Here is a 14,183-nt window from a genome sequence, read left to right as displayed (position 1 = left end):
AATAAATTTAACAGAATATTAATTGAATATTATGAACTCTCCATTTTCAAGAAGCATTCCCATTTTTTTCGGAATTACTTCGATCATTTTTTCACTTCCTGCGAATGCGCAGAATATGAATATCATTTCTTCCAACGGAACCAATCAGGTAATTGATCTGACAACAATCGAAAGTCTGGTTTTTAAGAACGGGAATATGATTGTGAAAGATGCCAATTGTGGCGATCGGTATTTCAGTCAGTTTTTTGTGACAAGTATCGATGTTGGAGCAGATGCAGGGATTAATCAATTAAGTGAAGCGAATGGAATTCAGATATATCCGAATCCGGTTACCGATCAAATTACTATTTCAAGAAAACAATCTGGAAATACCATGGCAGAGATTACGAGTGTTCTGGGAGAAAAAGTTGCGGCGTTTGAAGTTTCGGATAAAACATTTTCGACTTCAATTCCTGAAATGAAGTCAGGAGTATATTTTCTGAATATAGATCAACAATGTATCAAATTTGTAAAGCAATGAAAAAATACGTTTTAACTTTCGTTTTGGGGTTCATTGGCTATTTTGTTGCCGCACAAAACCAATTAAACATCCAAACCTCTAACGGAACTCAATCTTTTACTCTCAATGAGTTGGATAGCATTTATTTCGATGCCTCTCATACCAATATGTATTTGAATAATGGAGGTACGGTGACCGCATTCGTTGTTTCCACTGTAATTGATATGAATTTCACAACTGTTAATGACCACACGGTTTACATCCATTATAATGGAAATACTGTGACAGTTTCGAATCCATTAGCAGGAAATGGGGTTTCCACAACAATTAATGGAGCTCATGTAACGGTTCAGTCAACTATTACCGATAAAGATGTCAATTTTGTTTGTTCCGGTAGTTCTGCTAATGGTGAATTGAAAATTTATTCGGAATATCGCTTCAACGTCATTCTTGATAATTTGGAGTTGACCAATCCTGTAGGAGCGGCAATTAATAATCAGTCGGAAAAAAAGATGACAGTTCACTTGCTGAGCGGCGGAGTCAATAGCGTTTCAGATGGTTTGAATTACACTACCGTTCTTGGAGAAGATCAGAAAGGGACTGTTTTTTCTGAGGGCAAGGTAGATGTAATAGGTGGCGGTCAGATAACGGTGGCTGGACTTGGTGCAGATCAGCATGGCGTTGCTTCTGATGAAGATTTTGAGATGTTGGAAGGAACCGTTACGGTTTCTAGTGCGGAGAAAGATGGTTTGCATGCTTCAGAAGGTTTTTATATGAACGGTGGAGACCTGACCATTCATTCTTCAGGAGATGGGATAGATGCTGAATCGGAAAATATCGAATTGAATTGCGGATCGATTAATATTTTAAGCACATCTGCCGATGTGAAAGCAATGAAATGTGATTCCATTTTTGTCATGAATGGTGGCGATCTGACAATTTCTGTTTCGGGAAATCAGTCGAAAGGAATCAAAGGAGGAAGTCGGATGTATTTCAATGGCGGACTTATTACCGCAACAACTTCTGGTGCCGCGGTTTTAGTTTCTTCGGGATCCGGAACGGAGCCTTCCTATAGTTCGTTGATTTCTTGCGATAGTAATATTTTCCTAAATGGAACTGAACTTGTACTGACGACTACCGGACAGGGATCTCGTGGAATTTCAAGTGATGGTGACGTTACAATAGTCGATGGAACAATTCAGATTACGAGCAGTGGAAATGGAACAACTTATACCAATTCAACAGGGGTAGCGGATGCATATCACGGAGCTTGTTTACGCGTTAACAGTAATTTGATGATATCCGGCGGAATGTTAGATCTGATCAATTCAGGAACGGGAGGTAAGGGAATTGATGTGGATGGTTCGTTGACTTATGGTGGAAACAATCCTTCCTTGCTTGTGAAAACTACTGGAGCATCCATAACCATATCGGCAGGAACTGGCGGTCCGATGGGATCTTCCGGAGAATATGACGAGTCAAAAACGGTGAAAGCGGATGGCGCGGTTTTAATGAATGATGGAACAGTGAATATCCAATCCGCAGATGATGGACTAAAATCAGGCACTTCCGTAACAATCAATGGGGGAGACCTTGTAATTGCGAATTCGGTAGAAGGAATAGAGTCTCATTACATTACAATTAATGGAGGAAATATCGAAGTCAATTCCTCGGATGATGCATTGAATGCAACCGCTGGAACGGGTGGTGAAACAAATGATGGAAGTTTGCTTAAGATTGCCGGTGGTTATGTTTATTTGAATTCAACAGGAGGAGATCCGTTGGACAGTAACGGGAGTATCGCTATAAATGGCGGAGTAACGGTTGTTCACGGACCACAATCATCTCCTGAAGTAGGAATGGATTATAATGGAACAGGAAATATCACTGGAGGCTTTCTGATTGTCTCAGGTACAAATTCCAATATGACTCAAGGATTCAATACTTCGTCTACACAGCGTTCTGTGACAATTAAATCTTCTCAAAGCATTTCTTCAAGTACTTTGATTCATTTGGAAGATGCAAGCGGGAGTGAGTTGTTTACTTTTCGACCTAATCGTACCTATTATTCCATTGTTTTTTCATCCGCTCAATTGATAAATGGGACAGGTTATAAATTGTATACGGGTGGTTCTCATTCGGGAACTTTGACAAATGGATTGTACTCCAATGGAACATACTCACCGGGAACGTTAAAATCAACATTTAATGTCACAGGAATAGTAACAAGTGTGAATTTCTAATAAGTAGCTTAAATTTAACAGATGAAGGAGAATCCTCGTTTCGGTCATTGATCGGACGGGGATTTTTATTTTTCCAATCATCTTTTGAAGAAGGAATTACATGTCGAAGCCTTTTTTATTTTTTGACGGAATGTTCGTCCAGCCAGTTTCTGATATCTTCAAAGACCACTTGTTTGATGTCTTCATTCAATATTTCATGCCTCATTTTAGGATACAAGAGCAAACGGGTTTTTGAAAAACCTTCTTTTTGCATGTTCTCAACTGTTTGAGTAACTCCTTTTCCAAAATCACCAATTGGATCTTCCGCTCCGCTAACAAAAAGAAAGGGAAGTTCCCGGGAGATTTTATCCGCCCAGTCATTTTTGGTCGATTTTACATTCAAGGTGAGTAAAGTATGAAATCCGTTATTGGTGAATGGAATCCCGCAAAGTTCGTCCTTTACAAAAGCAATCTGGTTGGCTTTATTTACACTTAGCCAGCGTGTTTCAGATGTGTCACCTTTGAATTGTTTGTTATTCAGATTATTAAAAAAACGATTCAGCTTTTTACTTCTTTTTTGAGGTGCCAGACTGTTTAGAATAGAAAATACAAACCGGGCTATCGGAGCAATGAACTGTTTTCCTCCTGTTCCCACTATAATTGCTCCGTCAAACTTATGCGAGGCTTGTTGTAACAGACATCGGGTGATAAAAGATCCCATGGAATGTCCGATAACAAAATGTGGGATGTTTGGAAATTCCTGTTCCAGAATCTCAGCTATTTTTTCAGCATCATCCACCACGCGTTTCGCTGCATTATTGGCATGAAAATAACCGTGATGCGATTTTGAAGCCGCCGTTTTCCCATGTCCTGCATGATCATAAGTGAGGACTGCATAGCCACTTTCAGCAAGAAAACGTGCAAAATCAGTATAGCGACCACTATGCTCCTGCATTCCGTGCAAGATCAAAACAGTCGCTTTTACAGGTTTTTCTTCTGCTTGAAAAAGACTATAAAAAATTGCTTGTTCTGTTCCCGAGTTGGTTATTTTATCGGTAAAACCACTTGTCTGTCTGATCATTTGATTTTTTTTATGATAGCATCTTCTTAAAGGAAAGTAAGATAGTGATAAGATTTGAATCTGAATACTCGGATTTGGACCAAAGAATAATCGATTTTTTTTGTTTCCCCCTTCCGAGAAGCGTAGTTAAAATCTCAGAAATCCTTTAGAATCCCGGAAAGCCAATCAAAATAAAGGATACAGCGTTTTCGTTATACTAACGGTCACGTAGAAATAAATGACGAAAAGTTGATTCATCAATTGCTAATGCTTTCTCAGCTAACTTGATCTTTACTTCTTCAAAGTCGGACTTGTAACGATTTACTATTGGATATGCACAGCTTTCTCTTAATTTCTGTATAATACATTTGGCCGATTCTTTCATCGAACAGAAGGGTATTCGCCCGGTCAATATCGTAAACGCTTTATAAAACAATAACTTGATCACTTAGTAGAATTAAGTTCATAGAATCATTATACCTGTCTGGTGTAGATGAATGATTTGTTCATTTTAAATATTCAAACCGTAAACGAGCAAAGTATTACCGTAATAAGGGGCTTTTACACCTCTTTTTTGTTGGCCAACTTTGTACTGTCGAACTTGAGTGTAGTCTTACATCTCATTTTCAGTTGGAAAATATTGAAATATTGAAATGAAATGAAAAACAAACGAACGATTTATTTTTTTTGCTACAGCTATCATCTCAACCTCACTGGTTTCGTGTGGTGTGATAAGAAAACAGTAAATGATAGCAATAAGGCGATTATAAAAGTAACTACTCAGCAAATCGGATGGGCTGAAACGGAAGAGCATTTTATGTGTTCAGGTACTCTCGAAGCAATGAATGTGGGATCTCTGAACATTTTCTCATATAACTAGAATTTTTCATTTAAGCACATTGGATCATATTCGGTGATGCATATAACTTTTGTTTTCATATGGAATCTTTATATATAAAAGCAGCAAATTATAACACTGCCAGTAAGTTGAAAGTGGAGGGGATTTATCCTTACTTCCGGGCAATTTCATCCGCACAAGATACGGAAGTAACTATTGAAGGTGAAAAAGTACTCATGTTTGGATCAAATTCCTACTTAGGATTAACCAATCATCCAAGGGTGAAAGAAGCGGCAATCAAAGCGATAGAAAAATATGGAAGTGGGTGCGCAGGTTCTCGATTTTTGAATGGAACACTTGATATTCATATTGAACTGGAGGAACGTTTGGCAAAATTTGTAGGGAAAGAAAGCGCTCTTCTTTTTAGTACTGGATTTCAGGTTAATCTAGGGGTGATTTCTGCCATTGCTGGCCGCAATGATTATATCTTATTGGATGAATATGACCATGCTTCTATTATTGATGGAAGCCGGTTATCTTTTGCGAAAACAATCAAGTATAAGCACAATGATATACACGATTTAGAATCTCATTTAAAAAAACTTCCCCTGAACAGTAATAAAGTCATCGTTACTGATGGAATATTTAGCATGGAAGGTGATATCGTTAGATTACCAGAAATTGTAACGTTAGCCAAAGAATATAATGCATCCGTGATGGTTGATGACGCTCATGGTTTGGGTGTGTTGGGACTGAATGGAGAAGGAACAGTAGCTCATTTTGGATTGACGAATGAAGTGGATTTGATTATGGGGACGTTTAGTAAGTCCTTTGCTTCCCTTGGAGGATTCATTGCAGCTGATACAAGTGTCATAGAATACATCAAGCACCACGCACGGTCATTAATCTTTAGTGCAAGTATGACTCCGGCATCTGTCGCAAGTACCTTGGCTGCATTGGACATTATTGAGACTGAATCGAGCCATCTTCAGAAATTGTGGAGTAACACCCGTTATGCAATGGACCTTATGAAGGAGGCAGGATTAGATACTGGAGATACGGAAAGTCCTGTAATACCAATTTACATCAGGAACAATGAACAGACATTTCTAGTAGCTAAGCTTTTGCAGGAAAATGGAGTATTCGTAAATCCAGTAGTTAGTCCGGCGGTTCCAGCAGAAAATAGCCTGATTCGTTTCTCGCTGATGGCAACGCATACTCATGCTCAGATTAAAGAAGCAGTAACTAAGATCAAGGAAGCAATACATTTTTCTAAAAAATCTTTGATGGAATATGAGTACTAGAACTGAAAGGGTACACTGTGGAACATTGATCCGATTTTCATTAATGACCACTTATACTTTTGAACAGATTGATACGGCTTTTCCAAAAACACAGAAGGTATCTGAGAAATGGGGAATTCCTTTGTTTTACTATCTATCACATGTATTATGATAAAAATCACTGAAGTAAGGAGCAAATCCGATTTGCAGCAATTTATTGCTTTTCCAGACAAATTATATAAAAATAATCCTCACCGAGTACCACAGTTACATTCTTTTGAACGCTCTACCTTGCTGAAGGAAAAAAATCCAGCTTTCGATTACTGTGAGGCCAAATACTGGTTGGCACATAAGGATGGAAAAATTGTTGGACGAATTGCAGGAATCATTAATTCAGAAGCTAACAAAAAGTGGAATGAAAAGACGGTTCGCTTTGGTTGGATTGATTTTATGGATGATAAAGAAGTTTCTGAAGCACTTATCAAAACCGTTGAAAACTGGGGGATACAAAAAGGGATGAACAAAGTGGTAGGCCCGATGGGTTTTACAGATATGGATTTGGAAGGAATGCTGGTAGACGGTTTTGACGAATTATCCACTCAGGCTGTTATTTATAATTTTCCATACTATCCTCAGCATCTGGAAGAATATGGCTATACCAAGGATGTAGATTGGGTACAATATGAGATAAAAGTACCGGATAAAGTACCAGACAAAGTGGTTCGTATTGCGGAATTGGTAAAGCAAAAATATGGGTTGAGAATTTTGGAAGTGAAGAAACCAAAGCAGTTGCTTCCGTATGCAGGAAAAATGTTTGATACCCTAAATGAAGCCTTCGATCATTTATATGGATTCGCACCGTTAACCGATCGCCAAAAAAAATACTACGTTGATAAGTACTTTTCGATGATAAATCCCAAATATGTGAGTTTTGTAGTTGATAAAGAGGACGATGTGGTGGGGTTTGGTTTGGGATTTCTTTCACTATCCAAAGCATTGATAAAAGCCAAAGGGAAACTTTATCCTTTCGGGTTCATCAAAATAGTGAAAGACATGAATAAAAACAACATGGCAGATTTGCTGCTGCAGGCCGTAAGAAACGAATACAAGACAAAAGGAGTTCCTGCTTTGTTCTATGCCCACATGATGCAGGCTTTTATTGATAATGGTGTTAAGACAGTCATTTCTAGCCATGTTCTAGAGGAAAACAAGAATTCGTTAATGATGTTTACTAACGGGTATGATGCCCGCCTAAACATGAGAAGACGCGCATACAAAAAAGAATTGTAATGGAAAGGAAACCCAAATTATTAATAACAGGTGCCAATGGGTTCATTGGGTATCATTTGATTGAACTGGCATTAAATTACTTTGATGTGTATGCAGGAGTACGTTCGGAAAGTGATTCATCTCACTTAACGGATATGAATGCGACGATTGTAGAATTGGATTATTCGAATGTGAAAACCCTGGCAGATCATTTGTCACATCACCGGTATGATTATATTATTCACGCTGCAGGAGCAACAAAAGCGAGGGATCTGGATGCATACAATACCGCAAATGTGACAAGTACCAAAAACTTATGCGAAGCCATAGAAAAAAGCTGGATGCCTAAAAAGTTTGTCTTCATTAGTAGTTTGGCAGCATTGGGACCTCTTCAGTATGGAAAAGACCAGAAACTGATGACCAGTAGTCCTGCACATCCTGTAACAAGTTATGGGGAAAGCAAACTGAATGCTGAAAACATGTTGAAACAACATCCAGATATTCCCTGGATCATTCTTCGTCCAACAGCCGTTTATGGCCCTCGGGAAAAGGATTTTCTAGTGATGATGAAATCTATCAATATGGGACTGGAAATATACATTGGTAAGGAGCCTCAATTGTTCACTTTCGTTTATGTGAAAGATCTTTCCGATGCTATAATTCGTGCATGTTTGTCTGAGATACAACATGAGGCATATAACATATCAGATGGATATGTTTATGAGAAATATGATTTCTCCGAAACGACTAAAAAAGTCTTGGATAAGAGAACGGTCAAACTTCATGTTCCTGTATTTATGGTGAGAGCAATTGCAAGAACATTGGAACTTTTTAGCAGAAACAAAACACCTCTTCTAAATCAAGAAAAGCTCGCTGAGCTAACAGCACGAAATTGGAATTGCGACATCGAAAATGCACAATCAGATTTGGCATACATTCCTCAGTACAGTCTATATAAAGGATTAACAGAAACAATCAATTGGTACAAAGAAAATAAGTGGATTTAATTAACAAAGAGTAAAAAAAGAACTATGAATAATCAAATTAAAAGTACAGAAGGAAAATTAGGGATCTTGATTCCTGGATTAGGTGCAGTAGCAACCACTTTGATTGCAGGTGTCGAGTCGGTAAAAATAGGAGCTTCAAAACCAATCGGTTCACTTTCTCAGATGGGAAATATACGTATTGGAAAGCGTACAGATAATCGATATCCATTAATCAAAGATTTTGTTCCGATTGCAGATCTCAATGACATTGTTTTCGGAGGTTGGGATGTTTATGACGACAACGTCTATGAAGCTGCCAGCAACGCAAAAGTACTCGAACAATCACAATTGGATCGGATCAGACCACAATTGGAAGCAATTAAGCCAATGAAAGCAGTTTTTGATCAAGATTATGTCAAAAATTTGGATGGTACGAATGTAAAACAAGCACCTACAAAATGGGACTTGGCAGATGCTTTAATGGGAGACATTGAAACTTTCAGAATTACAAATAAAGTAGCTCGTATAGTAATGGTTTGGTGTGCTTCAACAGAAAAATATACAGAAATATCCGAGGTTCATAAAACCGTTTCCAATTTTGAAGAAGGCTTGAAAAATAATCATCCGGATATTGCTCCAAGTATGATTTATGCCTATGCAGCTATCAAATCAGGAGTCCCGTTTGCAAATGGAGCACCTAATTTGACCGTAGATATTCCAGCTTTGGTTGAATTGGCTAAAGCTTATAATATTCCCATTGCCGGAAAAGACTTCAAAACAGGTCAAACTTTGATGAAAACAATCATTGCACCTGGATTACAGGCAAGAGCATTGGGAGTAAACGGATGGTTTTCTGCCAATATTTTAGGAAATAGAGATGGATTAGTATTGGATGACCCAGATAATTTCAAAACCAAGGAAGTTTCGAAATTGAGTGTATTGGAACAGATTCTGGACGGAGAAAAAAATCCGGAGCTTTATGGTGATTTATACCACAAAGTACGAATCAATTACTATCCTCCCCATGGAGACAATAAAGAAAGTTGGGACAACATTGATATTTTCGGTTGGATGGGATATCCGATGCAGATAAAAATCAATTTTCTATGCCGTGATTCCATTTTGGCAGCCCCAATCGTATTGGATTTGGCACTATTTATTGATCTGGCACAAAGAGCAGAAATGAGCGGTATTCAAGAATGGTTGTCATTCTATTTCAAAGCTCCTCAAACGGCAGATGGTTTAAATCCAGAACACGATATTTTTAAACAGTTGATGAAACTTCAGAATACTTTGCGCCACATGATGGGAGAAGATTTGATTACTCATCTGGGATTGGATTATTATCAGGAATTGGTGGAGTCCATGTAACATGAATGTAAGTAAGATAATCGCATCTTTTTTTGGGATTGGCTTCATTGAAAGGGGAGCTGGATCAGTCGCGTCTGTAGCGTTTTGCGTACTGTTATATCTGGGTAGAGAGCTAGTTAATTACTCAGATTTTCAGCTTCTCTTTTTTTCTTGTTGCATCTTTTTTCTCGGCGTTTATGTTTCCGGAAAAACGGAGACAGTTTGGGGAAAAGACAGTAACAAAATTGTTATTGATGAAGTGTTGGGGATGGCGGTAAGTATGCTTTTTCTGCCTATAAACTTTCAGGTTCTCATAGCAGCTTTTATTCTATTCCGATTTTTTGATATTCTTAAACCCTTTTATATCAGAAGGTTTGAAAAATTCGAAAATGGATGGGGAGTAATGTTAGATGATCTGATAGCCGGAATTTATACGAATGTAATAATACAACTTTCTCTTTTGTTTTTTCTCAAATGAAAATGTTCTTAAAAGCACAATTGTCATCCTTGATTGCAACGGCAGTTGATTTTGGATTTACGGTTCTTTTAATTGAAGGTTTTTTGGTAAAGTACGTAATTGCAACTTCGATAGGTGCCGTTTTAGGAGGCGTAGTGAATTTTACGGTCAACAAATACTGGTCGTTTGCCAAAGGGAGGGAATATACCAAAACTCAAGTATTGAAATACGGAATGGTTTGGATCGGAAGTATTCTCTTAAATACCGTGGTAAGCGCATTTATTCTTTCAGTGATGGATGGTTCCTATCTGATAGTTAAAATCCTTGTCTCACTAATTGTTGGCATCTCATTTAATTACTCACTGCAAAAATATTATGTGTTTAGCTAAACAAAAATATCACTTATGGAGCAGCATTTTGATCTGGTTGCTCTTACTGTTGGGGAACCCGGTAGTTGCACAAAAAACGGTTGTTTCCGGAATCGTTACCGATGCAAAAACAGGAGAACCTATTCCGTTTGCAACTGTTTTCTATAATGAATCAGATTTTGCTGCCAAAACCGATTCGTTAGGAAATTTCAAATTGGAATCTTTTGGAGTTTTTACACGAATCCAGGTGTTGACAACCGGATATTTACCCAAAGGTAAAGATGTGCAGGTTGGGGTGGAACAACAAATCAATTTCAGCCTGGAACCGGAAGCAAAAGAACTGGATGAGGTGACCGTAAAAGCCAGGAATTATAAATACAGGAACAAAGATAACCCGGCTGTTGAGTTGATACGGAAAGTAAACGAGCACAAACCGGAAAACAGGATAGAAAGATTTGATTTTTACGAATATGAAAAATATGAAAAAGTTCTGTTTGGATTGAGTAACATTTCTGAAAAATTTCAGAACAGAAAAGCATTGAAACAATTCCAGTTTGTATTCGAGAATATGGACACAACCAAACTCGAAGGACAGGCAATTCTTCCTGTATTCATCAAAGAATCCATATCGGAGGTCAAATACAGGAAATCACCAAAGGCAAGAAAGGAGTTTGTAGTAGGTAATAAAACAGTCGCTTTTGATGGGTATGTCGACAATCAGGGCTTGGATGCATACATGAAATACTTGTACCAGGACATCAATATTTATGATGAAAACATTCCGATTTTAACCAACCAGTTCATTAGTCCCACTGCAGCCATTGGTCCAATGTTTTACAAATATTTCATCACGGATACCATTGTTGAAAACGATTCGAAATATATTCGTTTATCCTTTGCTCCAAGAAACCACAATGATTTGTTGTTCCAGGGAAGTATCATCATTGCACTCGACAGTTCTTACGCAGTTACCAAAGTAAACATGGGTGTAAACAAGAGTATCAACTTGAATTGGGTAAGAGAATTAAAGATCACGCAGGAATTTGAGAAAAAAGGTGCTTCAGGTTATGTACTGGTTTACGATGAATTTTCAGCCGATTTCGGACTTGGTAAAAAGGGGAAATCCGGAATCTTTGGCGAGCGTTCGGTTTCGTATAAAGATTTCACGATCAATGTGTCCAGACTAGATCTTGATTACAAAGGAGATGAGGTACAACTAGCTGACAGTGCCGGAAATCTCAGTGAAAATTTTTGGCAAGAAAATCGTCATTCAACATTGACCAATTCAGAGCAAGGAGCTTATAAAACAATTGACAGTATTAAGACCGTTCCAGCTTTCAAACGCACGCTTGATGTATTGGTCGTTTTATTTGCCGGATACAAAACAATTACTCCTTATTTTGACTTAGGACCAATAAGTACCTTCTACAGTTTCAATCCGGTTGAAGGTTTCAGGCTGCGTTTAGGAGGAAGAACAACCAATGCTTTCAGTAAGAAAATTGTATTGGAAGGCTATGGAGCTTACGGTTTCAAGGACGAACAATGGAAATACTATGGAGGTGTAACCTATTCTCTTTCAAAACGAAGTATTTATGAATTTCCGGTCAGATCCCTGAAGGTCAGTTACCAAAAAGAAACAAAGATCCCGGGGCAAGAATTGCAGTTTGTTCAAGAAGACAATATCCTGCTTTCATTTAAACGAGGAACTAACGATAAGTGGATTTACAACCAGATTTTCAATTTGGAATACCTGAATGAATTCAAGAATCATTTTTCGTTTACTATCGGTTATAAAAACTGGATTCAACAAGCTGCCGGTGGATTGCATTACAATCGTGTTGATTATAATAACCCGGTTTATGATGTGAAGAATATCCAGACATCAGAACTTTCTCTGACGTTAAGATGGGCTCCCAATGAGAAATTCTACCAGGGCAAAACCTATAGAATCCCCATTTCCTACAAAAATCCAATTTTCACAGTGCGTTATACGCAAGGAATGAAAGGTTTTTTAGGAGGAGATTACAATTATCAGAATCTGACACTAAATTGCTCCAAACGGTTCTATTTCTCCCAGCTTGGATATACGGACGTAGTTGTAGAAGGCGGTAAGATATTCGGTAGGATTCCATTTCCTTTGCTTGCTATTCATAGAGCAAACCAAACCTATTCCTATCAGTTGCAATCTTATAACCTCATGAACTTCCTTGAATTCGTGAGTGACCAATACGTGAGTGTGAGCATAGATCATTCGTTCAATGGGTTTTTCCTGAATAAAATTCCATTGATCAAGAAATTGAAATGGCGGGAAGCAATCTCATTAAAAGTACTTTATGGAAGTGTCAGCAATGACAACAATCCGGATAACAATCCTGAGTTGTTGAAATTTCCACTGACAGTCGATAATAGACTAATTACCCATAGCCTATCGGAGAAACCTTATATCGAAGGAAGCATTGGAATTGCTAATATCTTCAAATTTTTCCGGGTTGATTTGGTTAAAAGATTTACATACCTGGAAAACTCTGATATCTCCAAACTGGGGATCAGGGTAAGATTCAAATTTGATTTTTAAAAAGATGAAAACAAATACTAATTCAGAAACGCAGACGCCTCCCGTGTCCATGAGAGATCACTTGCAAAAAGGAATTTACTCCATTATTAATCCTTTTGTAAAACTCTTAATTAAGATTGGGTTTACTCCTAATACAGTAACAATTGTAGGTTTCGTGCTCAATATGGGCGTAACAGTGATTTTTATTCTCGGAGCTGAAGAAGGGAATAGGGGGGATCTTTCTTATGTTGGATGGGCAGGAGCTCTGGTGCTTTTTGCAGGTTTGTTTGATATGCTCGACGGACAAGTGGCTCGATTGGGAAATATGTCGAGCAAATTTGGTGCGCTTTTCGATTCTGTGTTGGACAGATACAGTGAATTGGTGATGTTTTTCGGGATTTGTTATTACCTCGTGGCACATCATTATTTCCTGAGTTCACTCTTTGCGTTTTTGGCGCTAATTGGCTCTATGATGGTTAGTTACACCAGAGCAAGAGCCGAAGGATTGGGAATTGAATGCAAAGGCGGCCTGATGCAGCGCCCGGAAAGAATTATAACGATCGGAGTATCCGCTTTGGCTTGTGGAATCGTTTCGTATTACATTGGTGGGGATTACAAATTCTTCATTCAGGGTATTTCTTTTCACTTGTTTGAAACAATGTCAATTTTTACCATCCCATTGTTTCTGGTGGCTTTGCTTTCAAATATGACTGCTTTCAAAAGATTAAATGACTGTAAAAAAATTCTTGACCATGAAAAAGAAACTTATTAATTCACTCTTTTTGGCACTGATTGTTTCCTCAGGAAATGTTTGGGGACAAGCTGGCTATCCGGTTCCCCCTGCAAATAAAAACATGCTTTTTTACCTGCAGCGCACCCACAACACCAACACGGTAATTTATGAGATCAACTATAAAAATGGTAAGATAGACGATGATGAACCTGTGAAAGTGTATTGGATTCGGTATGCAGATGGGGGAGGAACCGAACAATTGTCATCCATTCAGAGAGTTTTCGCATATGGTGTAAGTTCTTCTATTTATAACAAAGAACAAAAATGGTTCAAGATTACTTTAAAGGCTTATGATAAAGCATCAATTTATTTGAAAAACAATTCGGATGATAAGAAATACCACGCCTATATCCACATAAATGGTGTACTCTGTGAACTCACAAAAATTTTTGTAAAAACGGATGGCGGTTCAACCTGGAGTCCCAATGTAGTGTATGTTGAGATCACCGGAAAAGATCCTAAAACAAAGAAAACAGTATCTGAAAAAATAAAACCATAAATTAA

At 38.0% G+C, this 14,183-nt stretch carries 13 protein-coding genes; 12 read left to right on the top strand and 1 reads right to left on the bottom strand.

Features of this window, described 5'->3' with window-relative positions; genetic code table 11:
* Window positions 1–31 precede the first annotated feature (31 nt).
* Complete coding sequence (locus AAG807_RS17780; RefSeq protein WP_341906863.1) at window positions 32–520, top strand: T9SS type A sorting domain-containing protein; 489 nt, start codon at window positions 32–34, stop codon at window positions 518–520.
* Window positions 517–2,742 (top strand): carbohydrate-binding domain-containing protein, encoded by a 2,226-nt coding sequence (locus AAG807_RS17775; protein WP_341906862.1) that lies wholly within the window; start codon window positions 517–519, stop codon window positions 2,740–2,742. The genes AAG807_RS17780 and AAG807_RS17775 overlap by 4 nt, the downstream gene beginning before the upstream one ends.
* A 115-nt stretch (window positions 2,743–2,857) precedes the next feature.
* Here the strand turns inward: AAG807_RS17775 and AAG807_RS17770 are convergent, their stop codons facing one another.
* A complete protein-coding gene (locus AAG807_RS17770) occupies window positions 2,858–3,802 on the bottom strand; it encodes an alpha/beta hydrolase (RefSeq protein ID WP_341906860.1) in 945 nt (314 codons plus the stop codon).
* 637 nt (window positions 3,803–4,439) lie between these two features.
* Here AAG807_RS17770 and AAG807_RS17765 point away from each other — a divergent pair.
* From AAG807_RS17765 to AAG807_RS17720, 10 genes are all read left to right on the top strand, one after another.
* Window positions 4,440–4,661, top strand: a complete 222-nt coding sequence (locus AAG807_RS17765) for a hypothetical protein (protein ID WP_341906857.1) — start codon at window positions 4,440–4,442, stop codon at window positions 4,659–4,661.
* Window positions 4,662–4,720: 59 nt separating this feature from the next.
* On the top strand, window positions 4,721–5,923 hold the full coding sequence (locus AAG807_RS17760) for a pyridoxal phosphate-dependent aminotransferase family protein (protein WP_341906855.1): 1,203 nt from the start codon (window positions 4,721–4,723) through the stop codon (window positions 5,921–5,923).
* Window positions 5,913–6,074: a hypothetical protein gene (locus tag AAG807_RS17755; protein WP_341906851.1), complete on the top strand. Its 162-nt coding sequence runs from the start codon at window positions 5,913–5,915 to the stop codon at window positions 6,072–6,074. The genes AAG807_RS17760 and AAG807_RS17755 overlap by 11 nt, the downstream gene beginning before the upstream one ends.
* Window positions 6,071–7,192, top strand: coding sequence for a GTP cyclohydrolase (locus AAG807_RS17750; protein ID WP_341906848.1), 1,122 nt, complete (start codon window positions 6,071–6,073; stop codon window positions 7,190–7,192). The genes AAG807_RS17755 and AAG807_RS17750 overlap by 4 nt, the downstream gene beginning before the upstream one ends.
* A complete protein-coding gene (locus AAG807_RS17745) occupies window positions 7,192–8,178 on the top strand; it encodes an NAD(P)-dependent oxidoreductase (protein WP_341906845.1) in 987 nt (328 codons plus the stop codon). The genes AAG807_RS17750 and AAG807_RS17745 overlap by 1 nt, the downstream gene beginning before the upstream one ends.
* A gap of 24 nt (window positions 8,179–8,202) precedes the next feature.
* A complete protein-coding gene (locus AAG807_RS17740; protein WP_341906842.1) occupies window positions 8,203–9,528 on the top strand; it encodes an inositol-3-phosphate synthase in 1,326 nt (441 codons plus the stop codon).
* A 453-nt stretch (window positions 9,529–9,981) separates the two neighbouring features.
* Complete coding sequence (locus AAG807_RS17735; protein WP_341906841.1) at window positions 9,982–10,353, top strand: GtrA family protein; 372 nt, start codon at window positions 9,982–9,984, stop codon at window positions 10,351–10,353.
* Window positions 10,340–12,907, top strand: coding sequence for a DUF5686 family protein (locus AAG807_RS17730; protein ID WP_341906839.1), 2,568 nt, complete (start codon window positions 10,340–10,342; stop codon window positions 12,905–12,907). Before AAG807_RS17735 ends, AAG807_RS17730 begins: the two co-directional genes overlap by 14 nt.
* Before the next feature lie 4 nt (window positions 12,908–12,911).
* Complete coding sequence (locus AAG807_RS17725) at window positions 12,912–13,658, top strand: CDP-alcohol phosphatidyltransferase family protein (protein ID WP_341906836.1); 747 nt, start codon at window positions 12,912–12,914, stop codon at window positions 13,656–13,658.
* Entirely contained in the window at window positions 13,639–14,178 is a 540-nt protein-coding gene (locus AAG807_RS17720; RefSeq protein ID WP_341906833.1) for a DUF4833 domain-containing protein, read from the top strand. Before AAG807_RS17725 ends, AAG807_RS17720 begins: the two co-directional genes overlap by 20 nt.
* Window positions 14,179–14,183 lie beyond the last annotated feature (5 nt).

The organism is Fluviicola taffensis DSM 16823 (assembly GCF_943372375.1).
In the GTDB taxonomy this organism is placed as follows: Bacteria; Bacteroidota; Bacteroidia; order Flavobacteriales_D; family Crocinitomicaceae; genus Fluviicola; species Fluviicola taffensis_A.
This window is presented reverse-complemented; position numbering and strand designations above follow the sequence as displayed.